The sequence below is a fragment of the Rhizobium sp. NFR12 genome (genome assembly GCF_900108545.1).
Taxonomy (GTDB): Bacteria; Pseudomonadota; Alphaproteobacteria; order Rhizobiales; family Rhizobiaceae; genus Neorhizobium; species Neorhizobium soli.
Map to the genome: position 1 here is coordinate 67,754 of NZ_FNWM01000005.1, position 24,378 is coordinate 92,131.

The 24,378-nt window shown below is 59.6% G+C and carries 24 protein-coding genes; 15 read left to right on the forward strand and 9 right to left on the reverse strand.

Annotated elements, in window-relative coordinates:
• The 7 genes from BLW69_RS19065 to BLW69_RS19095 all read left to right on the forward strand — a co-directional run bounded on the left by BLW69_RS19065 (position 1) and on the right by BLW69_RS19095 (position 7,025).
• On the forward strand, positions 1-822 hold the full coding sequence (locus BLW69_RS19065) for an amidohydrolase family protein (RefSeq protein WP_092664233.1): 822 nt from the start codon (positions 1-3) through the stop codon (positions 820-822).
• Between the two features lies 1 nt (position 823).
• Complete coding sequence (locus BLW69_RS19070) at positions 824-1,834, forward strand: zinc-binding alcohol dehydrogenase family protein (RefSeq protein WP_092664235.1); 1,011 nt, start codon at positions 824-826, stop codon at positions 1,832-1,834.
• Between the two features lie 11 nt (positions 1,835-1,845).
• Positions 1,846-2,175 (forward strand): L-rhamnose mutarotase, encoded by a 330-nt coding sequence (locus BLW69_RS19075; protein WP_092664237.1) that lies wholly within the window; start codon positions 1,846-1,848, stop codon positions 2,173-2,175.
• A gap of 25 nt (positions 2,176-2,200) precedes the next feature.
• Positions 2,201-2,932, forward strand: coding sequence for an SDR family oxidoreductase (locus tag BLW69_RS19080; protein ID WP_092664239.1), 732 nt, complete (start codon positions 2,201-2,203; stop codon positions 2,930-2,932).
• A 74-nt stretch (positions 2,933-3,006) separates the two neighbouring features.
• Entirely contained in the window at positions 3,007-4,284 is a 1,278-nt protein-coding gene (locus BLW69_RS19085; RefSeq protein WP_092664241.1) for an L-fuconate dehydratase, read from the forward strand.
• Between the two features lie 63 nt (positions 4,285-4,347).
• Positions 4,348-5,463: an anhydro-N-acetylmuramic acid kinase gene (locus BLW69_RS19090; RefSeq protein ID WP_092664243.1), complete on the forward strand. Its 1,116-nt coding sequence runs from the start codon at positions 4,348-4,350 to the stop codon at positions 5,461-5,463.
• A 50-nt stretch (positions 5,464-5,513) separates the two neighbouring features.
• The gene (locus tag BLW69_RS19095; RefSeq protein WP_092664245.1) at positions 5,514-7,025 is read left to right on the forward strand and encodes a S10 family peptidase; all 1,512 of its coding nucleotides are present in this window, start codon (positions 5,514-5,516) and stop codon (positions 7,023-7,025) included.
• A gap of 80 nt (positions 7,026-7,105) precedes the next feature.
• Here the strand turns inward: BLW69_RS19095 and gnd are convergent, their stop codons facing one another.
• The gene (gnd, locus tag BLW69_RS19100) at positions 7,106-8,092 is read right to left on the reverse strand and encodes a phosphogluconate dehydrogenase (NAD(+)-dependent, decarboxylating) (protein WP_062576479.1); all 987 of its coding nucleotides are present in this window, start codon (positions 8,090-8,092) and stop codon (positions 7,106-7,108) included.
• Between the two features lie 203 nt (positions 8,093-8,295).
• Between gnd and BLW69_RS22860 the strand changes: the two genes are divergently transcribed.
• Entirely contained in the window at positions 8,296-8,469 is a 174-nt protein-coding gene (locus tag BLW69_RS22860) for a hypothetical protein (RefSeq protein WP_165699857.1), read from the forward strand.
• 358 nt (positions 8,470-8,827) lie between these two features.
• Complete coding sequence (locus tag BLW69_RS19105; RefSeq protein ID WP_092664247.1) at positions 8,828-9,217, forward strand: DoxX family protein; 390 nt, start codon at positions 8,828-8,830, stop codon at positions 9,215-9,217.
• 134 nt (positions 9,218-9,351) lie between these two features.
• On the opposite strand, the gene BLW69_RS19110 is transcribed toward BLW69_RS19105, so the two are convergent.
• The 8 genes from BLW69_RS19110 to BLW69_RS19145 all read right to left on the reverse strand — a co-directional run bounded on the left by BLW69_RS19110 (position 9,352) and on the right by BLW69_RS19145 (position 17,785).
• Positions 9,352-11,082, reverse strand: a complete 1,731-nt coding sequence (locus BLW69_RS19110; protein WP_092664249.1) for an ABC transporter substrate-binding protein — start codon at positions 11,080-11,082, stop codon at positions 9,352-9,354.
• 73 nt (positions 11,083-11,155) lie between these two features.
• Positions 11,156-11,437, reverse strand: coding sequence for a DUF2160 domain-containing protein (locus BLW69_RS19115; RefSeq protein ID WP_062458904.1), 282 nt, complete (start codon positions 11,435-11,437; stop codon positions 11,156-11,158).
• Positions 11,438-11,450: 13 nt separating this feature from the next.
• A complete protein-coding gene (locus BLW69_RS19120) occupies positions 11,451-12,278 on the reverse strand; it encodes a carbohydrate ABC transporter permease (protein WP_092664251.1) in 828 nt (275 codons plus the stop codon).
• 14 nt (positions 12,279-12,292) lie between these two features.
• Positions 12,293-13,159 carry a carbohydrate ABC transporter permease gene (locus BLW69_RS19125; RefSeq protein WP_062576486.1) on the reverse strand — a complete coding sequence of 289 codons (867 nt, stop codon included), beginning with the start codon at positions 13,157-13,159 and terminating at the stop codon, positions 12,293-12,295.
• Positions 13,160-13,164: 5 nt separating this feature from the next.
• Positions 13,165-14,235, reverse strand: a complete 1,071-nt coding sequence (locus tag BLW69_RS19130) for an ABC transporter ATP-binding protein (RefSeq protein ID WP_092664253.1) — start codon at positions 14,233-14,235, stop codon at positions 13,165-13,167.
• Positions 14,236-14,246: 11 nt separating this feature from the next.
• The gene (locus BLW69_RS19135) at positions 14,247-15,320 is read right to left on the reverse strand and encodes an ABC transporter ATP-binding protein (RefSeq protein ID WP_062458891.1); all 1,074 of its coding nucleotides are present in this window, start codon (positions 15,318-15,320) and stop codon (positions 14,247-14,249) included.
• A 40-nt stretch (positions 15,321-15,360) separates the two neighbouring features.
• Positions 15,361-16,887, reverse strand: coding sequence for a glycerol-3-phosphate dehydrogenase (gene glpD, locus BLW69_RS19140; RefSeq protein ID WP_062458888.1), 1,527 nt, complete (start codon positions 16,885-16,887; stop codon positions 15,361-15,363).
• Positions 16,888-16,987: 100 nt separating this feature from the next.
• Positions 16,988-17,785 carry a DeoR/GlpR family DNA-binding transcription regulator gene (locus BLW69_RS19145; protein ID WP_062458885.1) on the reverse strand — a complete coding sequence of 266 codons (798 nt, stop codon included), beginning with the start codon at positions 17,783-17,785 and terminating at the stop codon, positions 16,988-16,990.
• A gap of 449 nt (positions 17,786-18,234) precedes the next feature.
• Between BLW69_RS19145 and BLW69_RS19150 the strand changes: the two genes are divergently transcribed.
• The 6 genes from BLW69_RS19150 to BLW69_RS19175 all read left to right on the forward strand — a co-directional run bounded on the left by BLW69_RS19150 (position 18,235) and on the right by BLW69_RS19175 (position 24,369).
• Complete coding sequence (locus BLW69_RS19150; RefSeq protein ID WP_062458883.1) at positions 18,235-18,777, forward strand: sigma-70 family RNA polymerase sigma factor; 543 nt, start codon at positions 18,235-18,237, stop codon at positions 18,775-18,777.
• Entirely contained in the window at positions 18,770-19,540 is a 771-nt protein-coding gene (locus BLW69_RS19155; RefSeq protein ID WP_062458880.1) for an anti-sigma factor family protein, read from the forward strand. The genes BLW69_RS19150 and BLW69_RS19155 overlap by 8 nt, the downstream gene beginning before the upstream one ends.
• Before the next feature lie 17 nt (positions 19,541-19,557).
• A complete protein-coding gene (locus BLW69_RS19160) occupies positions 19,558-20,274 on the forward strand; it encodes a Bax inhibitor-1/YccA family protein (RefSeq protein ID WP_062458877.1) in 717 nt (238 codons plus the stop codon).
• 235 nt (positions 20,275-20,509) lie between these two features.
• Complete coding sequence (locus tag BLW69_RS19165) at positions 20,510-22,411, forward strand: potassium transporter Kup (protein WP_062458874.1); 1,902 nt, start codon at positions 20,510-20,512, stop codon at positions 22,409-22,411.
• Between the two features lie 94 nt (positions 22,412-22,505).
• Positions 22,506-22,913, forward strand: a complete 408-nt coding sequence (locus BLW69_RS19170) for a DUF2946 family protein (protein WP_092664255.1) — start codon at positions 22,506-22,508, stop codon at positions 22,911-22,913.
• A gap of 91 nt (positions 22,914-23,004) precedes the next feature.
• A complete protein-coding gene (locus BLW69_RS19175; RefSeq protein WP_092664257.1) occupies positions 23,005-24,369 on the forward strand; it encodes a PepSY-associated TM helix domain-containing protein in 1,365 nt (454 codons plus the stop codon).
• Positions 24,370-24,378 lie beyond the last annotated feature (9 nt).

Below are 24,378 nucleotides of genomic sequence, written 5' to 3' on the forward strand. Positions count from 1 at the left end.
ATGCGGATCGATGCCCACCAGCATTTCTGGCGGATCGCCGACCGGGCAGGCCAATGGCCGGGGCCCGAGCTCGCTGCCATCCACCGTGATTTCCTGCCGGACGATCTGCTGCCGTTGGCGGAAGACGCCGGCGTCGATGGCACCGTGCTGGTGCAGACGATGGAGACGCAGGCCGATACGCAGTTCATGCTAGATCTCGCCGACAACCACCCTTTCATCCTCGGCGTGGTTGGCTGGACGGATTTGAAAGCATCGGATGTGCAGGAGAATATTGGACAGCTGGCAAGCCACCGCAAGCTGAAGGGTTTCCGCCCGATGCTGCAGGACTTGGCTGATGACCGGTGGATCGATGATCCCGCGCTCGATATCGGTATCGCTACGATGATCGAACATGATCTGGTCTTCGACGCCCTTGTGCTTCCGAGGCATCTGGCACCGCTTTGCAACTTCGCGCGGCGCCATCAGGAGCTCCCGATCGTCATCGACCACGGCGCCAAGCCGCCGATCGCGGAGGGACGGTTTATCGACTGGTATGCCCGCATGAAAGCGCTGGCGGCCCTGCCGAACGTCCATTGCAAGCTATCGGGCCTTCTCACCGAAGCGGGAGACCAGAAGCCGCAATCCGTGCGCCCCTATGCGGAAACGATCTTCGACCTGTTCGGACCGGATCGCGTCATCTGGGGCAGCGACTGGCCGGTCCTAAGGCTTGCCGGGGAATACGGTGCGTGGCTCCGGCAATGCCTGGACATCGTTCCGGCAGAGCACCATTCGTCCGTCTTCGGCGGCAATGCCAAACGTTTCTATCGACTGAAAGAGATCTAGGATGCTGACTATTATATGCGATGAACCGGGCAAACTTTCGGCGATCGAGCGAGACAAGCCCGTACGCGGCGAAGGCGAGGTGCTTCTGAAGGTCCGCCGTATCGGCGTCTGCGGCACCGACCTGCATATCTTCACCGGCAACCAGCCCTATCTTTCCTATCCGCGCGTCATGGGCCATGAACTGGCGGCAACCGTCGAGGAAGCGCCCGAGGGAAGCTCGCTTCAGGTCGGCGATATCGTCTCGATCATACCCTACATTTCCTGTGGCCACTGCAATGCCTGCCTGAAGGGCAAGACGAACTGCTGCCGCAATATCGGCGTGCTCGGCGTCCATCGCGATGGCGGCATGACGGAATATCTGAGCATTCCCGAGCAGTTTGCCGTGAAGGCAGACGGACTGACGCTTGATCAGGCTGCCATGGTCGAGTTTCTGGCGATCGGCGCACACGCCGTCGCCCGCGCATGGGTCGAAGAGGGACAGAAGGTTCTCGTCGTCGGGGCCGGCCCGATCGGCCTATCGGTCGCGATTTTTGCGCAGCTCGAAGGCGCGGATGTAACTGTCATCGACGGTCGTGAAGACAGGCTGGAGTTCGCCAAGAGCCAGTTGGGCATCGCGTCGACGGTCGCGCTTTCCGCTGATGACGCTGACCAGCTTTCCGCGATCACCAATGGCGATTTCTTCGACGCGGTGTTCGACGCGACCGGTAACCCGAAAGCGATGGAGCGCGGCTTCTCCTTTGTCGGACATGGCGGCACCTATGTCCTGGTGTCGATCGTCTCCAGCACGATCGGCTTTTCGGATCCCGAGTTTCACAAGCGCGAAACCACGCTTCTCGGCAGCCGTAACGCGACGATCACGGACTTCGAGCGGGTGATGGACGCGATGCGCGCTGGTGAGGTGCCGGACGCCTTGATTACGCACCGCATGCACCTTTCGGACGTGCCGGACCGGTTTTCCAAATTGACGGATCCCGCACAAGCGGTGGTCAAGGCGCTCATTGAAGTCGCCTGAGGAGTAGAGTCATGCAGCGCATGGGAATGATGATCGGCGTGCAGCCGGAGATGCTTGCAAAGTATCGGGAACTGCATGCGGCGGTATGGCCGGAAATCCTCGACTTGATTTCCCGCTGCAACATCAGGAACTATACGATCTTCCTGCGCGAACCGGAAAACCTCCTGTTCGGCACATGGGAATATCACGGCACCGATTTCGCAGCCGACATGGCGCGGATGGCGGCCAATGAGAAGAACCAGGAATGGTGGGCCTTTACCATTCCCTGCCAGAAGCCCCTGGAAACGCGGGCTGAAGGTGAATGGTGGGCGATGATGGAAGAAGTTTTCCATCATGACTGACATGCAGAGAGGAGAGTTGAAGTCGATGGCAAATCTGAATGGCAAGACAGTTCTGATCACCGCGGCGGGTCAGGGGATCGGCCGCGCCAGTGCGCTTGCCTTCATCGCGGCAGGCGCCAAGGTTCATGCCACCGATATCAACGAGACGGCTCTTTCCGAGTTGCCGAAGCTCGACAACTTGACAACGGCAAAGCTCGACGTGCTGAACGAGGACGCGGTCAAGGCCTGCGTCTCTGATATCGGTCAGGTCGACGTGCTCTTCAACTGCGCAGGCGTCGTGCACGCCGGTTCGGTGCTGGAGATGCCGGATAGCGATCTCGATTTCGCATTCGATCTCAACGTGCGCGCCATGATCCGCACGATCCGTGCCGTGCTGCCGGGCATGCTGGAGCGCAAGGATGGCGCGATCATCAACATGGCATCGGTTGCTTCCAGCGTGAAGGGCGTGCCGAACCGTTTCGCCTATGGCGTGACCAAGGCGGCTGTGATCGGGCTGACGAAATCAGTCGCGGCCGACTACGTGACGCAAGGGATCCGCTGCAATGCAATCTGCCCGGGCACGGTGGAAAGCCCGTCGCTGCAGGACCGCATGCGCGCCCAGGGCGATTATGATGCCGCCCGCGCCGCCTTCATCGCCCGCCAGCCCATGGGCCGCCTTGGTTCGCCGGAAGAGATCGCCGATCTCGCCGTCTATCTTGCCACGGCCACCTATACGAGCGGACAGGCCTTCGCCATCGACGGCGGCTGGACCATCTGAGCCTTAATCCTCTGCCGTCCTAGACGGCGCACCACCCGATCATCTTGAACCGCCGACCAGCGGAAGGAATAGCTATGGCCAAAGTTATCGATATGCGGGTTGTCGACCTGCGCTTTCCGACCTCGCAGAGCCTCGACGGTTCCGATGCCATGAACCCGGATCCGGATTATTCGGCAGCCTACGTGATCCTCGAAACCGACGATCCAGCGCTTAAGGGTCATGGCCTCACCTTCACGATCGGCCGCGGCAACGACATCTGCTGCATGGCGATCGAGGCGATGCGCCATCTCGTCATCGGCGCCGATACGGAGGTGATGAAGGCCAATCCGGGGAAATTCTGGCGGCACCTGACCGGCGACAGCCAGTTGCGCTGGATCGGCCCGGACAAGGGTGCCATGCATCTTGCGACCGGCGCCGTCGTCAACGCCTTCTGGGATCTTCTGGCCAAGGAAGAAGGCAAGCCGGTGTGGCGGCTGGTGGCGGACATGTCGCCGGAAGAGATCGCCGATATCGTCGACTATCGCTATCTCACGGATGTCCTGAACCGCGACGAGGCTCTTGCCATTCTCAGGAAAGCAGAGGCCGGGAAAAAGGAGCGGATCGCCATTCTCGAAAGCAGGGGTTATCCCTGCTACACGACCTCCGCCGGCTGGCTCGGCTATGATGACGAGAAGCTGCGCAGGCTTTGCCAGGAAGCGATCGACGCCGGTTTCGATCATATCAAGATGAAGGTCGGACGCGACCTGGAAGACGACATTCGCCGCCTGACCATCGCGCGCGAGGTGATCGGCCCCGACCGTTACCTGATGATCGATGCCAACCAGGTCTGGGAGGTCGATCAAGCGATCGACTGGGTCAACAAGCTCGCCTTCTCCAAGCCCTTCTTCATCGAGGAGCCGACCAGCCCGGATGATATTGCCGGTCACCGCAAGATCCGCCAGGCGATCGGGCCGGTGAAGGTCGCAACCGGCGAGATGTGCCAGAACCGCATCATGTTCAAGCAGTTCATCGCCGAGGGCGCGATCGATATCGTACAGATCGACAGCTGCCGCATGGGCGGGCTGAACGAGGTGCTTTCCGTCCTATTGATTGCCGCCAAATATGGCCTCCCGGTCTGGCCGCATGCCGGCGGCGTCGGCCTTTGCGAATATGTCCAGCATCTCTCGATGATCGACTACGTTGCGGTGTCCGGCACGATGGAAGGCCGCGTCATCGAGTATGTCAATCACCTGCACGAGCATTTCCTCGAACCCTGCGTCATCGAGAACGCCGCCTATATGCCGCCGAAAATGCCCGGCTTCTCGATCGAGATGAAGGCGGGGACGCTGGAGGAATTCCGCTTCGGACGTTGAGGGCGATGGCGGTCTCTGTTACTCCCGGGTGATTGCGTCGCTTGAACTTGAGGGGGATCTCCAATGGAGCCAATCTGGGCCGTCGGCCTGATGACCGGGACCGTCCTCGACGGCAATATCGACGTCGCACTTTTGAAGACCGACGGCGAAACGGTGGAGACAGCAGGCGCCTATACGTTGGCGCCCTATCCGCCCGAGATCCGCTCTCTTCTCGAGGAAACGCTCGCCCAAGCGCGCGTCTGGGAATTCGAAGGACCGGAGCCCGCGATCTTCGCCGTGGCCGAGGAGGCATTGACGCGGGCGCAATCGCACGCGGTGCAGGATCTTGTTGAGAGTGCCGGCCTGACGATGGACGATATCGGCATTGTCGGCTTTCACGGCCAGACCGTGCTCCACCGTGCACCGACCTCTGGACGTCTCGGCGACACGCGGCAGCTCGGCGATGGCGAGTTGATGGCCTCGATCCTGGGCTGCAGGGTCGCCTATGATTTCAGAACCGCGGATGTTCGCGCCGGTGGCCAGGGCGCACCGCTTGCCGCGGTCTATCACGCGGCGCTGCTGCGTGGCGTCGATCGATCGGGAGATAGCGCCGTTCTCAACCTCGGCGGTGTCGGCAATATCAGCTGGTGGGATGGCGAGGATCTGGTGATCGCCTTTGATACCGGCCCGGCCAACGCCCCGCTCAACGATTTCATCAAGTCGCTCGGTCTTGGCGAGATGGACCGGGACGGAGCGCTTGGTGCTTCGGGCAAGGTCGATGAGGAGCGGCTGGCACGCCTGCTTGAGCATCCGTACATGACGGCGCCCTATCCGAAATCGCTCGACCGCTATTCGTTTACCGCGGCCATGGCCGATGGGCTTTCGCCAGAAGACGGTGCGGCCACGCTTTCGGCCTTTACCACATCAGCGGTCGGCAAGGCGCTCGATCTTTTGCCGAGACGGCCGAAACGGCTGATCGTTGCCGGTGGCGGACGTCGCAACCCGACGATCATGGCGATGCTCGAACAGCGCGCCGGCGTCGAGGCCGTGTCCGCCGACGAGTTCGGCTGGCGGGGCGATGCCGTCGAGGCGGAACTGTTCGCATTCCTCGCCGTACGCGTGCTACGCGGTCTGCCGATCAGCTTTCCGACGACGACAGGTGCGCCAAGGCCTCTGCAGGGCGGACGATTGGCGGGCTGACTTGAGGCTCAAGCGGAATTGAGTTTCCCGGATGGGTCGTGCCGCCCTACATGACTGACATAGCCGTCACGGAGGAAACAGCTTTGCGTCTTTACCGGATCCTTGCATCCATCCTGGTGCTTCTTGCGCTTTCCGCCCCAGCCGGGGCGCAACAGCCCCCCGGCATTTTCTCGCTCATCCCCAGTGACAGCACGACCGAGCATGTTCTGAAAACCGAGGGCAGCGCAGATCTGCCCTATACAGCGACCGCCGGGACGCTTGACCTGTTCGGCCAGGACGGCAATCGAACGGCCAAGATCTTCTACACGGCCTATGTCACCAAGGATCGGACGCCGGGTCGTCCGCTCACCTTCGCCTTCAACGGCGGCCCGGGCGCAGCGTCGGCCTATCTGCATCTCGGGCTGCTGGGCCCCCGGATCATCGAATTCGGCAAGAACGGCAACGACGGCACGGCACCGCAGCTAAGCGACAATCCGCAAAGCTGGCTGGCATTTACCGATCTTGTCATGATCGATCCCGTCGGCACCGGATGGAGCCGCGCCGCCAGCGACGATGTTGCCAAGAATTTCTACGGCGTAAATCAGGATGCCGACAGCCTTGCCAAGGTGATCTCGCTCTACGTCCAGAAGAACGACCGGCTGAATGCACCAAAATATCTGGTCGGCGAAAGCTATGGCGGGTTCCGCGCGGCGAAAGTCGCGATCGCGATGAAGAATAGCCAGGGCATCATCCCCTCCGGCATCATCATGCTCTCGCCGTTTATCGAAGGCCGGTTCCTCGCAAATTCCGACGATCCGCTGAGCGCCGCACTGCAACTGCCCTCGCTTGCGGCAGCCGAGATGGAGCGGACCAAAAGCTTCACGCCTGAAAAGCTCGCCGAAGCCGAACGTTTCGCGTTGCGCGATTATCTTCCGACAGTGGCGGGTGCTGCTCCGACGGGCGAAGAAGCCGAGGCTTTCTATGGAAAGCTTGCTGGTCTCACGGGTATCCCGAAAGATGTGGTTTCCAGAACGCGAGGCCTCGTCGGCGATGTCTACGGGAAGCAGATGGGCGGACCGGGTTGGGTCGTCAGCCCCTATGATGCATCCTACGCCGTGCCGGACGCCTATCCCGAGGACGCGTATGGGCGCAATGACGATCCCATTCTCGAAGGATACACCCGCGCCTACAGTGCTGCCTTTGCCTCCTATGCGAAAGGCGAGCTGAAGTTTTCGAGCGACATGACCTACTCGCTTTTGAACGAGGATGTGAACCGCCGGTGGGAATGGAATGGCAGCCGGGGCGGCGATGCTCGCGCGCTAGCCAGCGCGTCGACGGATATCCGCGACCTGCTGTCGGTCATCCCATCCTTCCGCCTGCTGGTCGCGCATGGTCACAGCGATGCGCTGACACCCTATGGTGTGAGCCGCTACGTGATCGATCATCTGCCGACACAGTTGGCAGCCGGCCGGGCAGAACTGAAGACCTATAGCGGCGGCCACATGTTCTATACAAACCCGTCGTCGAGGGCGGCGTTCCTGAGCGATGCGAAAGCGTTCTACGAGACAAAGACGGTAGAATAGGAATAAGCCCGGTCTATCGAGCTTTTCAAAAGAGTCCGGCACCCCAGGGGTGCCGGATTTCGTATGGGATCTAACCCAGCCTATTTCTTTTCGGAGTGGCCGCCGAAGGCTGCCCGAAGCGCCGACAGAACCTGGTTCGAATACTGCTCGTGACCCTGCGACGAAAAGCGCTGGAAGAGAGCGGACGACAGGACCGGAAGCGGCACGCCGGTATCGATACCGGCCTTCATCATCCACCGTCCCTCGCCGGAATCCGAAACTCGACCACTGAAGGCGTCAAGCGTCGGATCGTTGTGCAGAGAGCCGGCGAGAAGATCGAGCAGCCACGACGAAACGACGCTGCCGTGACGCCAGACTTCGGTGATTTCAGCCACGTCCAGATCGTAGTGATAGTAGTGCGGATTGGCGAGCGGGCTGGTTTCCGCATCGGCGCTACGTGCCACCTTGCCGATATTGGCAGACTTCATCAGATTGAGGCCTTCAGCGTAGGCCGCCATCATGCCGTATTCGATGCCGTTGTGGACCATCTTCACGAAGTGACCTGATCCTGCCGGGCCGCAATGGATATAGCCAAGTTCCGAGGTCCGCTGTGCCTCCTTGCCGGCTCCCGGGGACAGCGACAGGAAGATCGGATCAAGGCGCTTCACCGCTTCATCCGGTCCGCCGATCATCAGGCAATAGCCGCGTTCCAGACCCCAGACGCCACCGCTCGTGCCGACATCGATATAGTCGAGGCCGATGCCCGAAAGACGCCCGGCGCGATCGATATCGTCCTGGTAGTTGGAGTTTCCGCCGTCGATCAAAACGTCGCCGGCCGCCATGACGACGGAGAGTTTCTCGATCGTCTGGTCGGTGATCGCTGCAGGCAGCATCAGCCAGACGGTGGCCGGCTTTGCAAGCTTGCCGACCAGATCTTCGAGCGAGGTAGCACCGATCGCGCCTTCCTGCTCGAGAGCCTCGACATTGGCCTGGCTGACATCGAATACCACACATTCATGTCCATCACGCAGGAGCCGTCGCACCATATTGGCGCCCATACGGCCGAGGCCTATCATTCCGATCTGCATTCCGTTTCCCTTCCGAAAAACCATGTTGTGGGTCCGAACCATCAGGCCCGACTGAGATGAGGCATATCAGTTCGTTCAGAAATTGACACCTGCAGACATGCACGGCAGATGCGCCGAAACCGCCAGCCTAGGCACGGGAAGAAAATACTGTTGACAACATTCAGCGAAAATGAGAACAAAGGAAGAACATTGAGGAGAACGCCATGCAGAGAACTGAAGAGGTCGTCGCCCGTGCTCTTGCCCTCGTGGCCCAGTCGAAGGCGCTCAGGGAACGTCACGACAAGGAACGCAAGGAGATCTATGGACGGATCGAAATTGCCAATCTTCGCAAGCCGCATGTTCCCAAGGGGATTCAACTGCCTCTCAACCTGCAGTGAATTGACTTTATCGTTGGAGGACGTGGTCCGCGTATACGTCTGATTCAGTCTGTTGCAAGGCTGCACTCGACTCGCTTCTGAAGAGGTGGTTCATTCCCTTCAACGGCGTAGGGGTGCTTAATGCTTCACGAATACAACGAGATCTTTATGCAGCAGCGGTATTTCATAAAGATACTGATGGCTTGGATTGGGGCAATTGCCTTGGGCTGTGTCCCCGTTTTGATGATCGTCAACGCGGTCACCATTTGAGAAGACGCTTCGGCGGTCTCGCGCATTCCATAACTGTTTCACGAAGACGTGCAGTTGACCTTCGTTTGGTCGATGTCAGAAGAGCATCGACATTTAACGGAGCTTCCCAATGGTCAACAAAATCCAGGCTTACCAGCCTGTTCTTCTCAGCATCCTGCGTATTGCCGTCGGCCTCGTCATCTTCTCCTTCGGCATGGCGAAAATCTTTCATTTCCACGCCGGTACCTTCATGCCGCCCACGGGCTCGTTGCCCTGGATCGCGGGTCTCTTTGAGCTTGTCTTCGGCTTCCTCTTCCTGGTCGGTTTCCAGACACGGATAGCGGCATTCCTCCTGTCCGGACTGATGGCCGCGGCTTACTTCATCAGCCACTTTCCCAAAAGCATTTTCCCGCCCGAAAACGGCGGAATGGCTGCTGCCGTGCTCTGCTTCGTGTTCCTGTATTTCGTCACGTCCGGAGCCGGACCGCTCAGTGTCGATGCCAAGCTGAAAAAGGCATAGGACCGGATCAAGGCAGGTTGGGAGGCTCTGCCGTGTGTCCGCAACAGTGACGAACGCGAAACGACCGCGCCGATGATGTTCGGCGCGGTCGTCTCTTGCCGCCGCTTCCCCTTCGGGAGCCTTGATCGGTCAGATCACTTCTTTGCGTCAGCCCAGCTCTTCACCAGGTCGTCGTAGTTGACGGTGATCGGCTTTTCCTTTTCGTTCTCGATCTTCAGCTGCGGAGCCAGATTGCCCTTGGCCACCGCATCCTTGTTCCAGTAGGCCAGGTCATGCTCTTCTGCGAGCTTGGGACCCATGTCCTTCTGGACGCCAGCGCGTTCCAGACGCTGGAGCACCTTTTCCTGCTCGGCGCAAAGCGAGTCCATTGCCAACTGTGGCGTCTTGGCACCCGATGCAGCATCCCCGATCGCCTGCCACCAAAGCTGTGCGAGCTTCGGATAATCAGGAACGTTGGTGCCGGTCGGCGACCACTGAACACGCGCCGGCGAGCGGTAGAACTCGATCAGGCCGCCGAGTTTCGGTGCGCGATCGGTAAAGCTCTGATGGCGGATCGAGCTTTCGCGGATCAGCGTCAGGCCCACATGGCTCTTCTTCAGGTCGACGGTCTTGGATGTGACGAACTGGGCGTAGAGCCAGGCCGCCTTTGCGCGGTCATCCGGGGTGGACTTCATCAGCGTCCAGGAACCGACGTCCTGATAGCCAAGCTTCATGCCGTCTTTCCAGTAGACGCCGTGCGGGCTTGGCGCGAAACGCCATTTCGGCGTGCCGTCCTCGTTCATGACAGGCAGGCCTGGCTTCACCATATCGGCAGTGAAGGCCGTGTACATGAACATCTGCTGAGCGATTTCGCCGCCCGCGGGGACAGGACCGGATTCCGAGAAGTTCATGCCCTGGGCAGCTGGCGGTGCATAGGCCTTCATCCAGTCGAGATATTTCTGGATCGAATAGACGGAGGCAGGACCATTGGTGTCACCGCCGCGCGCGACGCAGGAGCCGACTGGCTGAGACTTCTCGTTGACCTTGATACCCCATTCGTCGACCGGCAAACCGTTCGGAAGACCCTTGTCGCCGTTGCCGGCCATCGAAAGCCACGCATCGGTGAAGCGCCAGCCGAGCGACGGGTCCTTCTTGCCGTAGTCCATGTGGCCGAAGACCTTCTTTCCGCCGATATCACGGCCGGTGAAGAATTCCGCGATGTCTTCGTAAGCGGACCAGTTGACGGGAACGCCGAGGTCGTAGCCGTATTTGGCCTTGAAATCAGCCTTGTTCTTGGCGTCGTTGAACCAGTCGTACCTGAACCAATAAAGGTTGGCGAACTGCTGGTCCGGAAGCTGGTAGAGCTTCTTGTCGGGTGCGGTGGTGAATTTGAGGCCGATGAAATCCTCAAGATCGAGGCCGGGATTGGTAACGTCCTTACCTTCCTTCGCCATGAAGTCCGTCAGGGAACGGGCCTGCTGGTAACGCCAATGCGTGCCGATCAGGTCGCTATCGTTGACATAGGCGTCATAGATGTTCTCGCCCGACTGCATCTGCGTCTGCAGCTTTTCGACGACATCGCCTTCGCCGATCAGGTCGTGGGTGATCTTGATGCCGGTGATCGCCGTGAAGGCTGGCGCCAGTACTTTCGACTCGTATTCATGCGTGGTCAGCGTTTCCGAGACGACCTTGATGTCGAGACCGGAGAAGGGCTTCGCCGCATCGATGAACCATTGCAGCTCCTTTTCCTGCTCGGCACGCGATAGCGATGATAGGTCCTTGATTTCCTTGTCAAGGAACTGCTTCGCCTCGTTCATGCCGGCGTGAGCCGTGCCTGCCAGTGCCAGCAATATGCCTGCTGTCGTTGTCAAAAGATGCCGTCGCATAATGTCCTCCCAGAGTTGCGATTGCGATTTCGTTTCGGCGCCAGTCCTCCCGCGCGCCGTATCAAACTTGCCTTCAGACGAAGCGGAAAACGCCGACGGCGTAGACCACAGCGAGGGCAAGAGCCCACCACAGATTGGGGCCGATCAGCCCCAACCATGCGAGATTGATGAATGCTGCACCAAGCAGCGAAATGAAGAGCCGGTCCCCCCGCGTTGTCTCGAAGCGCAGGATCCCAACCCGTGGCGCTCCCCCCGGAGAAAAATACTCCCAGATGCCCATCGCTGCAATCAAGGCGAAGATGGTCACGAAGAAAAGCGTCGTCGGCAGCGTCCAGGCCATCCATGAAAAACTCATGTGCGTTCTCCCTCTAGACCCGACCCAGGGCAAAGCCCTTGGCGATGTAGTTGCGGACAAAGTAGATCACGAGCGCGCCCGGCACGATCGTCAGCACGCCGGCGGCTGCCAGAACGCCCCAGTCCATGCCGGACGCCGAAACGGTGCGGGTCATGATGGCCGAGATCGGCTTGGCGGCAGTGGTCGTCAGCGTGCGGGCAAGCAAAAGCTCGACCCACGAGAACATGAAGCAGAAGAAGGCTGCGACGCCGATGCCGGACGCGATCAGCGGCATGAAAATCTTCACGAAGAAGCGCGGGAAGGAATAGCCGTCGATATAGGCGGTTTCGTCGATTTCCTTCGGCACGCCGGACATGAAACCCTCGAGTATCCAGACGGCCAGAGGAACGTTGAACAGGCAGTGAGCCAGTGCCACGGCAATATGCGTGTCGATCAGTCCGAAGGCGGAATAGAGCTGGAAGAATGGCAGCGCAAAGACCGCCGGTGGTGCCATCCGGTTGGTCAGCAGCCAGAAGAACAGGTGCTTGTCGCCGAGAAACCGGTAGCGCGAGAAGGCGTAGGCCGCGGGAAGTGCCGCCGCCACCGAGATCAGCGTGTTCAGACCCACATAGATAATCGAGTTGATATAGCCGTTGTACCAGGACGGATCGGTGAAGATCACCATGTAGTTCCCGAGCGTCGGGTTTTGCGGGAAGAGCGAGAAGGCGCCGGTGATCTCGGCATTCTCCTTGAAGCTCATATTGACCAGCCAGTAGATCGGCAGCAGCAGGAAAACGATGTAGATCGTCGAGACGAGCCAGGAGTAGCTGCGCGCCGGCTTGAATGTGTTGACTTGAGCCATTGTAACCGTCCTCCTCACGCGTCTTTGTCGCTGCTGGTCATGACCGTGTAGAAGATCCACGACATCAGCAGGATGATGAGGAAGTAAATGATCGACATGGCCGCAGCCGGCCCGAGGTCGAACTGCCCGACCGCCATCTTCACGAGATCGATCGACAGGAAGGTTGTCGAGTTGCCGGGCCCGCCGCCGGTGACGACGAAGGGTTCGGTATAAATCATGAAACTATCCATGAAGCGCAGGAGCACGGCGATCAGCAGCACCCGCTTCATCTTCGGAAGCTGGATAAACCGGAACACCGACCAGCGCGACGCGCCATCGATTTTCGCAGCCTGATAGTAGGCATCCGGGATCGACACGAGACCGGCATAGCAGAGGAGCACGACAAGGCTCGTCCAGTGCCAGACATCCATCACGATGACGGTGACCCAGGCATCGATCGGATCGCGGACATAGTTGTAGTCGATGCCGAGGATTGCGAGCGTGCGGCCGAGAAGGCCGATATCGACGCGACCAAACACCTGCCAGATGGTGCCGACCACGTTCCACGGGATCAGCAGCGGCAGCGCCATCAAAACGAGGCAGACCGGGACGCCTAGACCCTTTTTCGGCATGTTCAGCGCGATGAAGATGCCGAGCGGAATTTCCAGCGCAAGAATGATGACAGAGAACAGCAGGTTGCGCTGCAACGCCGCCCAGAACCGATCCGAATTCAGGATTTCGGTAAACCAGCCAGTGCCTGCCCAAAAGAATTCGTTGTTGCCGAACGTGTCCTGCACCGAGTAGTTCACAACGGTCATCAACGGTATCGCCGCTGAAAACAGGACCAGCAGCAGCACCGGAAGAACGAAGAACCAGGCCTTGTTGTTATAGGTCTTTTCCATGCCGTTCACGCCTCCCCGCCGACGCGCCAGGAATTGGCGTAGATATTGATACCTGCAGGATCAAAGCTCACGCGGGCTTCCGCCGGAATTTCCGTATTCTCGTCGGCGACGATCGCAAGCGGCTTTCCCTCGAATTCGGCACGAACGATGCGGCGGCGGCCAATATCCTCGATCCGGCTGATCTTCACCGGCATGCCTTCTCGACCGAGATGGATGAACTCCGGACGGATGCCGAGTTCGATCCGGTCGCCCAGCTTCGTCTTCGGCGACACATTGAGGTCCATCCGCTGACTGCCGACCACGACAGACCGCTCATTCAGCTGCGCCGGCAGGACGTTCATGCCGGGCGAGCCGATGAAATAGCCGACGAATGTATGGCTGGGCTTCTCGAACAATTCCGCAGGGGTGCCGATCTGCACGATCTCGCCCTCGTACATCACGACGACCTTGTCTGCGAAGGTCAGGGCTTCGGTCTGGTCGTGGGTGACATAGACCATGGTAAAGCCAAACTGCTTGTGGATCCGCTTCAACTGCGAGCGCAGCACCCATTTCATATGGGGATCGATCACGGTCAGCGGTTCATCGAACAGGATGGCGTTGACGTCGTTGCGCACCAGGCCACGGCCAAGCGAGATCTTCTGCTTCTGGTCGGCGGTCAGGCCCCGCGCCTTGCGATCTGCCCAATCGGCAAGATCGATGATCCCCAGCATGTCGCGAACGCGCTTGTCGACCTCGGCCTCTGGTACTTTGCGGTTGCGCAGCGGGAAGGCCAGATTGTCGTAGACCGTCATCGTGTCGTAGATAACCGGGAACTGGAACACCTGCGCGATGTTGCGACCCTGTGTCGAGACTTCCGTCACGTCGTTTCCATCAAACAGGATGCGTCCGTGTGACGGCTGCAGCAGACCGGAGATGATGTTGAGCAACGTGGTCTTGCCGCAGCCGGAGGGGCCAAGCAGCGCGTAGGCGCCACCGTCGTTCCATTCGTGATGAACTTCGCGAAGCGCATAGTCGCTGTCGGCGACAGGGTTGGCGCCGTAGGCGTGGCGGATATGGTCGAGGGTGATGCGTGCCATGATATTTCCCCCTAAGCCGCAGCCGCAGCGATTGCCCGGCCATCGCTGCCGAACGCCATCAGATGTCGGGTATCGAGAAAGACTTCGATGCCGGTATCTGGATCAATGTTGTGAATGCCGGGCGCCAGCATCACCCATTTCACGCCGTCATATTCAAGATGCACGAAGCTTTCCGAACCGGTGATTTCCGAGATCTGCGTGCGGGCGGCAAGGCGGGCCGAATTCTCGGTCTGCTGCGTGAAGCCCAGATGATGTGGATGAAACGCAACCGTCAGGGGACCGTCCGGTATGGTTCCGAGATGCGCAGGCAAGGGAAGAACGTCGCCTTCGCGGTGGCGGAGCCCGCCACCCGACTTGACCACCTCGATGAAATTCAGCGGCGGATCGGCAAAGGTCTTCGCGGTCGTCAGATCCGCCGGCCTTCTATAAATGTCGATCGTCGGCCCGAACTGGGTGATGCGGCCCTCGGAAAGGGTTGCCGTATTGCCGCCCAGCATCAGCGCTTCCGAAGGCTCGGTCGTCGCATAGACAAAGATTGCGCCGGACTGGGCAAAGATCTTGGGAAGCTCTTCGCGCAGTTCTTCACGCAGCTTGTAATCGAGGTTGGCAAGGGGCTCGTCCATCAGCACGAGGCTGGCGTTCTTGACCAGGGCGCGGGCAAGCGCGGTGCGCTGCTGCTGGCCGCCGGAGAGATGCAGCGGCGTACGGTCGAGATAGGGCGTCAACCGCAAAAGTTCTGCGGCCTTGCGCACCTCGCGGTCGACGGTCGCCTTGTCCTTGCCGGAAATGCGCATCGGCGAGGCAATGTTTTCATAGACGGTCAGGAGCGGATAGTTGATGAACTGCTGGTACACCATCGCGATATTGCGCTTTTGCACCGGCATGCCGGTCACGTCTATTCCATCGAAATAGACAGCACCCTCCGTCGGCCGGTCCAATCCAGCCATCAGCCGCATCAGCGATGTCTTGCCCGAAAGCGTCGGGCCGAGCAGCACATTCAGACTGCCACGCTCGAGCGTAAGGTCGCTCGGGTGAATATGATATTCGCCCGCCACCATTTTCGCAGCTTTTCGCAATTCCAACATGCTTGTTCCCCTGCCTCCTCACAGCGGGAACACATGCCGCTTATCCGGCGATCCTTTCCGGTATTGCGGCCATGTACTCCTCCAAAACCCTCTTCTCGTCAGCGTCGAGCCGTAGCCCGTCCTTTGTTCTCCTCCAAAGGACGTCCTCGGCGCTTAACGCCCATTCCTGATCGGCAAGATAGCGAACCTCCACCTCATAGAGTTCGCCGCCGAAATTATGCCCAAGATCCTCTGCTCGAGCAGCGTTGCCGAGCAAAGTCGCGGCCCTCGTACCGTAACGCCGGACCAGCCTACGCGCATGGCGATCGGTCAGGAAGGGATATCGCGCCTTCAGCCCAGCGACTTCGCTTTCGTAGCCGCGGGCAGGGAAATCGCCACCCGGGAGGTGGCTGTCAGCGGTCCAGGGCTTGCCTTTGACGCCGATGGCTTCGCCGATCTTTTCGACCGCATGTTCCGAAAGCCGACGATAGGTGGTGAGCTTGCCACCGAACACATTGAGAAGTGGCGCTCCGCCCTCCCCGAGGCCGACCGTATCCAGCTTCAGCACATAGTCGCGGGTCGCCTCCTGCGCTTTCGAGGCGCCGTCGTCGAACAGCGGTCGGACAGCCGAGTAGGTCCAGACGATATCTTCCTTGCGCACCGGCTCCTTGAAATACTCGCTCGCCGCCTTGCAGAGATAGTTGGTTTCCTCGTCGGAGATTCGAACGTCCTTCGGATCCTCCTTGAAGTCGCGATCGGTCGTGCCGATCAGCGTGAAATCCTCTTCGTAGGGGATAGCAAAAATGATCCGGTTATCCGGGTTCTGGAAGAAATAGGCGCGCGGGTCGTCGAACTTCTTCTTGACGACGATATGGCTGCCCTGAACCAGCCGGACATGGTGCGCTTCGTTTTCGCCGAAGGCGGAGCGGATCACCTGGTCCACCCACGGGCCGGCGGCATTGACCAGCATACGAGACTTGTGGGTCTGACTGGAGCCGGTGACCGTGCTTCGGGTAACAATCGTCCAAATGCCCTCTTCGCGCCGCGCCGAAACGACTTTCGTGCGCGGAAGGATCAGGGCCCCCTTGTCGGCAGCGTCACGGGCGTTCAGCACCACCATCCGCGCGTCGTCCACCCAGCCATCGGAGTATTCGAAGGCCTTCGTAAACAGCGATTTCAAAGGCTTTCCGGCCGGATCCTTGCGCATATCAAGCGTTGCCGTCGGCGGCAGGAGCTTGCGGCCACCCAGGTGATCATAGAGAAACAACCCCAGCCGGATCAGCCAGGCGGGTCGGACGCCACCCTTGTGATAGGGGAGAACGAAGCGCATCGGCCAGATGATATGCGGTGCCATTGCCCAGAGCACTTCGCGCTCCATGAGAGACTCGCGCACCAGCCGAAATTCATAGTGTTCGAGATAGCGCAGCCCGCCATGGATAAGCTTGGTGGCGCCTGACGACGTGCCTGAGGCAAAATCGTTCATTTCTGCCAAGGCGACCGAATAGCCGCGACCCACAGCATCGCGCGCGATACCGCAACCGTTGATCCCTCCACCGATCACAAAGACGTCGTGAATTGCCTGACTCATTATCCCCTCGCTAAGCCCTGTCCCCTCACAGAGCCCGGCTCGACATGCCGGCAGCGGCAAATCGAAAGCTAACCCCATTAGAGTGAAAATATCTCGAATGTCAAACGAAAGAAGATGCGTGCGTTGCAGCATCCGCGGTGGCTGTTTCGATCAGCGCAACATTCGTCTGATGGCAAAGATCACGGATCAGTTCGGACTGGCAGGCGTCGGTGATGAACGTATGAACCTGGGAGATCTGGGCGATACGAACCGGCGCCGTTCGTTCGAATTTTGTCGAGTCGGCCACGAGGATCACATGCCGGGCGTTGGCAATGATCGCCTGCGCCACTTTCACTTCGCGAAAATCGTAGTCGAGCAGAGCGCCGTCGTGGTCGATGGCCGACGCACCGATGACCGCATAGTCAACCTTGAACTGCCGGATAAAGTCGACGGCCGCCTCGCCGACGATGCCGCCATCAGACTGGCGAACGACACCGCCGGCAATGACGACCTCGATATCGTCGACTACTCTCAACCTGTTGGCAACGTTGATATTATTTGTAATGACCATAAGGTCCTTGTGGGCGGCCAGCGCTTCACCGACGGCCTCCGTCGTGGTCCCGATATTGATGAACAGGGACGCTCCGTCCGGAATGAGGGCTGCCGCAGCCTCGCCGATCGCCTGCTTCTCGACGGCAGCGATCTGGCGGCGCGCTTCATAGCGCATGTTCTCGATGCTGCGCGGAAACGTGGCTCCACCATGGATGCGGTTGAGGACGTCCGCCTCACAGAGATCATTCAAGTCCTTGCGGATCGTCTGCGGCGTGACGGAGAACTGAGTGGCCAGATCCTCCACCAGGACCCGCCCGGTCATCCTCGCCACCTCGACGATCCTTGCCTGCCTGTCCGTCAGATGCATCTCGTCCCCGTGCTTTCGTTTTCTTTCACTTTGAGACAAAAGCCGCGCGCAGGCAACAGCCTTTACGAAGGAGGTCGCCTGAGGACGTTGCCATGGGGTGAAAACGAAAAGAGCCCGCCGCGGGAGGAGGTGCGGCAGGCTCTTCAAAAGACGAGAGCAACGGCTGGGAGGAGGAGTGCCGGTGCTCTGCTGCAGAAACCTCTGGGAGGAGGAGGGAGGGTTCTGCGTGTCTGACGATTTGGGAGGAGGTAAATCGTTTCGACAAGATGGAAGATACGCTAAACCCGCACATTTTCTAGGCAGAAATTGTCAGGGCAGCCATGCACCGGGCGCATACCTCCCTTGGCCGTCAAAACGAGGGTTTGCCCTACGTCTTTGAAGGGCAAAAAATCACGAAAATAATTTCTGACTAATGGAATAAAATCCGGCCGGCGTTCGTATAAGCAGGTATGGACCCGAACAAACGCTCATTCGACGTGATCGCACAGCTTGCCGCGTTGAGACGCTACGCACGCTCGCTTGCGCGCAACTCTGTCGACGCCGAAGACCTGGTGCATGACGCGCTGGTCAAAGCGTATGAGAAGCGTTCAACCTTCCACTCGGGTGGAAATTTGCGGAACTGGCTGCTCTCGATTGTCCACAACACGCATCTGGACGGTCGCCGCAGCGCCCTTGCCCGTCGTCGCCGCGACGACCTGTTTGCCGATGATGGCTCGACCGCAACCGAGCCGTCCTATCCGGCAGCGCAGGAACATTCGGTTCGCCTGCAGCAGGTTCGCGAGGCTTTCATGACCTTGCCGGAGGATCAGCGCGAAGCGCTGCACCTCGTTGCGGTGGAAGACCTGTCCTATCAGGAAGCCGCCGACACGTTGGGTATTCCAGTCGGCACGCTGATGTCGCGGATATCGAGGGCGCGGGCTCGGCTGCGCAGCATGGAAGATGACAAAGGGCGTGGCGGCCACCTGAAAATCGTTGGAGGCAAAGATGAATGAGACCGGAACGGTCGTGTTGAATGACCTCGACGCCTACGTGGACAACCAGCTCGACGCGGCGGGACGCCTGCGTGTCGAGAACTACCTGTCCAGCCACCCGGAAGACGCCGCACGCGTCATGGCCGATCTCGGAATGCGGACGACGCTGAAGCTCGCTCTCACCGATGACGCCGTGCATGGCAGGACGGAGACCCGCGAGGCGGCGAGACGACTTTCCGCGAGCCTTGAAAGCCGGCGCACCTTCACCGCTCTCAGGCGCGTCGCGGCGATTGCCATGCTTGTTTCGGCAGGATGGTTTGCCAATTCCTCGATCGGTCCGTTCGGTCCGAGCGAAGTCAATGCTTCGGTCCAGCCGCCAGCACTGATCGAAAACGCGGTGCGGGCGCACGAGACGTCGCTCGTTCGCGAAAAAATGCCATCCCAGCCGGAAGCAAGGACCTACGACCGGGAGGACATCCGCGCCGCAACGGCAATCGTCATGCCCGAATTGCCAAAGGGCTGGCAGGTGACCGACGTGCAGATCTTTCCCTCGGATTACGGCCCGAGCGTCGAGGCGAGCATGCGCACCGCCGATGGCATCAGGGTATCTCTCTATGCCGTGCGACCTGGCCATTTCGCGGTCGAGCCGATCAAGGACATGAATATGCCGAAGGCCGAAGCGGCCTGGTGGCAGATCGGCGACGTGGCTTACGCCGTGGTGTCGAGCACGACCGATATCGGCCTCGCAGACGAGGCCGAGCTTCTCAAGAATTCCCTTTACTGATCAACAGGAGATTCCGAATGTATGAAAACGACCGGCGCTGGGGCGCCACGACAGCACAATCCGGCGCAGTCTTCGATGAAGGCCTTCGCCAACACATGCTGCGCATCTACAATTACATGGGGCTTGGCCTCGTCATCACCGGTATCGTCGCCTTCATCGTCGGCACCACGCCGGCGCTTTACGTGCCGATCTTCTCCAGCCCGCTGAAGTGGGTGGTGATGCTGGCGCCGCTCGCCTTCGTGTTCTTCTTCTCGTTCAAGATCCAGTCCATGTCGGCTGCCTCTGCGCAGATGACCTTCTGGGCGTTCTGCGCCGTCATGGGTCTGTCCCTTGCTTCGGTATTCCTTGTATTTACCGGCGCAAGCATCGCCCGCACCTTCTTTATCGCCGCCACCATGTTCGGCGCGACCAGCCTTTACGGCTACGTCACCAAGCGTGACCTGGCCAAGTTCGGCTCGTTCATGATCATGGGTCTGATCGGTGTGATGATCGCTTCGATCGTCAACATCTTCCTCGGCTCCAGCGCCCTGCAGTTTGCCGTGTCGGTGATCGGTATCGTCGTATTCGTCGGCCTGACCGCTTGGGATACCCAGAACATCAAGCAGCAGTATGCAGAAAACTACGATCAGGAAAGCCAGCAGAAAATGGCCGTGATGGGCGCGCTGTCGCTCTACCTGAACTTCGTCAACATCTTCCAGCTGCTGCTCAATTTCACCGGCCAGCGCGAAGAATAGACGACAAGAACAACCGGTTCCGAGACACCTTTCGGACCTTAACCAGCAGGGCGGATCACTCCGCCCTGCTTTTCTGTGACCACGCGAATGACGGCCTGCTGAAGGATATCGACCTGCGACTTCAGATGAAATAGGAATGCGTGGATCGAATTCGTTCAACACGTGTTTACGCGTCTATTCCGGCAGTAAACCGTTCAAGCTCGTTCGGTTGGAAAACCCTCAGACTGGAGTCCGCATGACATCCTCGACCGCCGGTTCGGCCGACAAAGCCGCAGGCCACCGGAAATTTCTTGTCCTGCTCTTGGGCTCGATCGGCGTCGTCTACGGTGATATTGGCACCAGTCCGCTCTACGCGTTCCGGGAGGCTCTGCGACCATTTTCAGAGAATGGCGTCCAGCCCGAACATGTCATCGGACTGATCTCCTTGATGGTTTGGACACTGACGATCATCGTCACGTTCAAATACGTCCTGTTCCTGCTTCGCGCCGATAATGACGGCGAAGGCGGCACGCTGTCGTTGCTTGCCCTTTTGATGAAGAAAACAGGTGGCTACATGCCTGTCCTGTTCTTTGCAGGCCTGATCGGTTCGGCGTTGTTCATCGGCGATGCGATGATCACACCCGCACTGTCGGTCATGTCGGCGCTTGAAGGTATGAAGCTCGTGACGCCCGCCTTTTCCGACTATGTCTTGCCGCTCTCAGCCGCAATCATGGTCGGCCTGTTTGCAATCCAGTCCAAGGGGACGGAAGCAGTTGCCAAATTCTTCGGCCCGATCACGGTCGTCTGGTTTCTGGCGATGGCATGGGGTGGCATGATCCATATCGGTGACGATTGGACCATCCTCGAGGCCCTCAACCCCATCAATGCGCTCTGGTTTATCACCCACGCCGGCTGGGCGGGTCTCATCGTGCTCGGCGCGGTATTTCTGACCGTGACGGGCGCGGAAGCCCTTTACGCCGATCTCGGCCATTTCGGTCGCAAGCCAATCAGTGTCGCCTGGTTCATCCTCGTATTTCCCGCGCTGGCATTGAATTACCTCGGGCAAGGCGCGCTGGTCCTGAGCAACCCCGCCGCCATCGAGAACCCGTTCTATCTGCTTTATCCGGACTGGGCGTTGCTGCCGATGGTCATTCTGGCGACGATGGCAACCGTCATCGCCAGCCAGGCTGTCATTACGGGCGCGTTTTCGCTTGCCCGGCAGGCCGTGCATCTCGGCTTCCTGCCGCGGCTGATGATCAAATTCACCTCGGAAACCAATACCGGGCAGATCTATGTTCCGGCGGTGAACATGATTCTGTTCATCGGCGTCCTGGTGCTGATCTTCTCATTCGGCGATTCAGAATCGCTGGCAACCGCCTACGGTATCTCGGTCACGGGCGCGATGGTCGTGACAACGCTGATGTCGTTCCAGTTCTTGCGGGCGGTGCGCGGATACTCGGCCCTCATCGCCGGCGCACTTCTGCTGCCGCTGCTCTTGATCGAAGCGGTCTTCCTTGCCGCAAACCTTCTCAAAATCCACGACGGTGGCTGGGTGCCCGTGGCGCTCGCCTTCTTCATCATGATCCTGATGTGGACCTGGACGAAGGGTTCGAAATACATCAAGGACAAGACCGCCAGGAACGACATCCCGCTGGAAGTCTTTATTCCGATGATCGAGAAGGAATCCGATCATTCGCCGGTCGTGGTTCCCGGCACTGCGATCTTCCTCACCAGCGTCCCCAACCGGACGCCGGCAGTCCTGCTGCACAACATCAAGCACAATCATGTCCTGCACGAGCAAAACGTCATCCTGACAATCTGGACGCAGGACAAACCCTACGTTCCCGATCGCGAACGGGTGGAAATGAAACGCATCTCCAAGCGTTTTATCCGCCTCGACATCACCTTCGGCTACATGGACGAGCCAAATGTCACCAGAGCGCTGACGCTCTGTCGGAAGGCGGGCTTCAAGTTCGAGATCATGCAGACCTCGTTCTATCTGGGACGGCGCAACCTGGTCAGCACACCCAATACCGGGTTGCCGGCCTGGCAGGAGCAGATCTACATGGCGCTGGCCGATTTCGCGATCGACCCATCCGCCTATTTCAAGCTACCACCCAACCGTGTCGTCGAGCTGGGAGAGCAGGTAGCGATCTGACCTGATCCCGTTCGTCATCACGCGTACAGTATGCCGCATTGTACTTGCGCCGGGGTGTGCTATCGAAAGATCGAACCCCGTGCACGAGGACGCGATGGGAAGGCTGGTCGGTAAATCGGAACAATGGGCGGTGCGCATTCTATGCGCCATCGCGCTTGTTGTTCTCGGCCTCTCGCATCAGCCGCATGCCCTTGCAGCCACCGGTTTCGATCCGGCTGACTATGCCGAGTATGTGCTGCCGGACGGCACGCTGCCGACGCTCTGCGTCACGTCAAACAGCGATCGGCCTGACCGCGACGGACAACACCACCATAGCCAAGGCGCCAAGACCGACTGCGAAGCCTGCCGTATCAGCGCCGTGGCGATGGTCCCGCCCGCGCCGATCCACGCAGAACGGGTATTCCTCGCCCAAGAACTGGCCAAGTATCCGTTCCCGGTGGGCGAGATCACCCGCCAGTTATATCCGCCGAATACCGGTCCCCGAGCACCCCCCTTCGCCTGATGATCATTTGAGCCTCCGCTGCGGCTTTTGCCCGCGGCTTGTTCAATGTTGCAGATCGGCACAGTCCCGCCTGCCATCAGGATAAAACCGAATGACCATGACAACCTCCGCCTCACCCGCGGAAAGCGACGCCTCGGGCGTTTCGCTTTACCGCGCCCTATGGCGCTGGCATTTCTTTGCGGGTCTTCTCGCCATTCCCTTCATGCTCAACCTCGCCATCACTGGTGGGCTCTACCTGTTCAAGGACGAAATCAATAATACGTTTTTTGCATATCGCTACCAGGTCGAAGCAGCCGGGTCGCCTCTTTCGCCGGACCGGATCGTCGAAGTTGCCGCATCCGCCGTCCCGGGTTCGGTGGCGCGCTCTTACAAGGACCCTGCTTCGGCAACACGGAGCGCCATCGTCACGGTGTCGTCCAAAGCCGGCTCCACGCTCGTCTTCGTCAATCCCTACGATGGCGACGTGCTGGATACGGTCGCGTCCGCCGAAGAGTTCAATCAGGTGGTCAGAAGCATCCACAGCCTCGCCTATTTCGGTACATTTCCCAACATCCTGACAGAGATCGCCGGCGGCTTTGCCATGGTTCTGGTCGCGACCGGGATCTATCTCTGGTGGCCGCGGCGGCAGACCGGCGGTGTGGTGACGGTGCGCGGAAATCCTTCGCGGCGGGTGTTCTGGCGCGACATGCACGCGGTCACCGGCGCTTTCGCAGGGTTGCTGATCTTCTTTCTCGCCGCCACAGGCATGTTCTGGTCGAACACCTGGGGCAGCAATGTCCAGGCCTGGCTCACCAACAAGGGCCTCGGCTATCCCGCAGAGCTTTGGGACAACGTGCCGGTGTCGAAGAAGGTGACGGGCGATGTCGCGCCCAATAGCGGCTGGAGCGTCGAGAAAGCGCCGGTGCCGATGTCGGGTACGATCAGCGGCGAACCGATCGGGCTCGAAAAGGCCGTCTCGATCGCAAAGGATCTCGGTATGGCCTCCGGTTTTGATACGGCGATCCCCCGCACGGAAACGGGCGTCTATACCGCCTCCATCTTTCCTGACGACCTTTCGAAGGAAAGGACGGTCCATATTGATCAGTATTCCGGAACACCGCTGGTCGACATGGGTTATCCGCTCTATCCGGCGCCTGGAAAGGCTGTCGCGTGGGGTGTCAATGTTCATATGGGCCAGGAATGGGGTCGGTTTAACCAGATGCTGATGCTCGCCACCTGCCTTGCAATCGTCTTTACCTGCGTCACCGCTGTCGTCATGTGGTGGAAACGCCGTCCATCCGGCCGCCTTGGCGTCCCGCCGATGCCGCCGAGCCGTTCCGTCTATTTCGGTCTGTGGCTGATCACGCTGGTTTTTGCCATCGCGTTTCCGATGAGCGGGATTGCGATCGTCGCGATGATCGCCTTCGACCAGATCGTCGTCCGCTTCGTTCCGCCGCTCAAACGCGCCTTCGCTTAAAGGAAAACA

Bases quoted from the DNA above. Each gene is read 5' to 3' on its own strand.
- BLW69_RS19075 (WP_092664237.1), top strand. From the start codon at position 1,846: ATGCAGCGCATGGGAATGATGATCGGCGTGCAGCCGGAGATGCTTGCA.
- BLW69_RS19170 (WP_092664255.1), top strand. From the start codon at position 22,506: ATGGGAAGGCTGGTCGGTAAATCGGAACAATGGGCGGTGCGCATTCTA.
- BLW69_RS19150 (WP_062458883.1), top strand. From the start codon at position 18,235: ATGGACCCGAACAAACGCTCATTCGACGTGATCGCACAGCTTGCCGCG.
- BLW69_RS19120 (WP_092664251.1), bottom strand. From the start codon at position 12,278: ATGGCTCAAGTCAACACATTCAAGCCGGCGCGCAGCTACTCCTGGCTC.
- BLW69_RS19165 (WP_062458874.1), top strand. From the start codon at position 20,510: ATGACATCCTCGACCGCCGGTTCGGCCGACAAAGCCGCAGGCCACCGG.
- BLW69_RS19070 (WP_092664235.1), top strand. From the start codon at position 824: ATGCTGACTATTATATGCGATGAACCGGGCAAACTTTCGGCGATCGAG.
- BLW69_RS19110 (WP_092664249.1), bottom strand. From the start codon at position 11,082: ATGCGACGGCATCTTTTGACAACGACAGCAGGCATATTGCTGGCACTG.
- BLW69_RS19155 (WP_062458880.1), top strand. From the start codon at position 18,770: ATGAATGAGACCGGAACGGTCGTGTTGAATGACCTCGACGCCTACGTG.
- BLW69_RS19080 (WP_092664239.1), top strand. From the start codon at position 2,201: ATGGCAAATCTGAATGGCAAGACAGTTCTGATCACCGCGGCGGGTCAG.
- BLW69_RS19145 (WP_062458885.1), bottom strand. From the start codon at position 17,785: ATGCATCTGACGGACAGGCAGGCAAGGATCGTCGAGGTGGCGAGGATG.
- BLW69_RS19175 (WP_092664257.1), top strand. From the start codon at position 23,005: ATGACCATGACAACCTCCGCCTCACCCGCGGAAAGCGACGCCTCGGGC.
- BLW69_RS19160 (WP_062458877.1), top strand. From the start codon at position 19,558: ATGTATGAAAACGACCGGCGCTGGGGCGCCACGACAGCACAATCCGGC.
- BLW69_RS19105 (WP_092664247.1), top strand. From the start codon at position 8,828: ATGGTCAACAAAATCCAGGCTTACCAGCCTGTTCTTCTCAGCATCCTG.
- glpD (WP_062458888.1), bottom strand. From the start codon at position 16,887: ATGAGTCAGGCAATTCACGACGTCTTTGTGATCGGTGGAGGGATCAAC.
- BLW69_RS19095 (WP_092664245.1), top strand. From the start codon at position 5,514: ATGACTGACATAGCCGTCACGGAGGAAACAGCTTTGCGTCTTTACCGG.
- BLW69_RS19085 (WP_092664241.1), top strand. From the start codon at position 3,007: ATGGCCAAAGTTATCGATATGCGGGTTGTCGACCTGCGCTTTCCGACC.
- BLW69_RS19125 (WP_062576486.1), bottom strand. From the start codon at position 13,159: ATGGAAAAGACCTATAACAACAAGGCCTGGTTCTTCGTTCTTCCGGTG.
- gnd (WP_062576479.1), bottom strand. From the start codon at position 8,092: ATGCAGATCGGAATGATAGGCCTCGGCCGTATGGGCGCCAATATGGTG.
- BLW69_RS19065 (WP_092664233.1), top strand. From the start codon at position 1: ATGCGGATCGATGCCCACCAGCATTTCTGGCGGATCGCCGACCGGGCA.
- BLW69_RS19090 (WP_092664243.1), top strand. From the start codon at position 4,348: ATGGAGCCAATCTGGGCCGTCGGCCTGATGACCGGGACCGTCCTCGAC.
- BLW69_RS19115 (WP_062458904.1), bottom strand. From the start codon at position 11,437: ATGAGTTTTTCATGGATGGCCTGGACGCTGCCGACGACGCTTTTCTTC.
- BLW69_RS19135 (WP_062458891.1), bottom strand. From the start codon at position 15,320: ATGTTGGAATTGCGAAAAGCTGCGAAAATGGTGGCGGGCGAATATCAT.
- BLW69_RS22860 (WP_165699857.1), top strand. From the start codon at position 8,296: ATGCAGAGAACTGAAGAGGTCGTCGCCCGTGCTCTTGCCCTCGTGGCC.
- BLW69_RS19130 (WP_092664253.1), bottom strand. From the start codon at position 14,235: ATGGCACGCATCACCCTCGACCATATCCGCCACGCCTACGGCGCCAAC.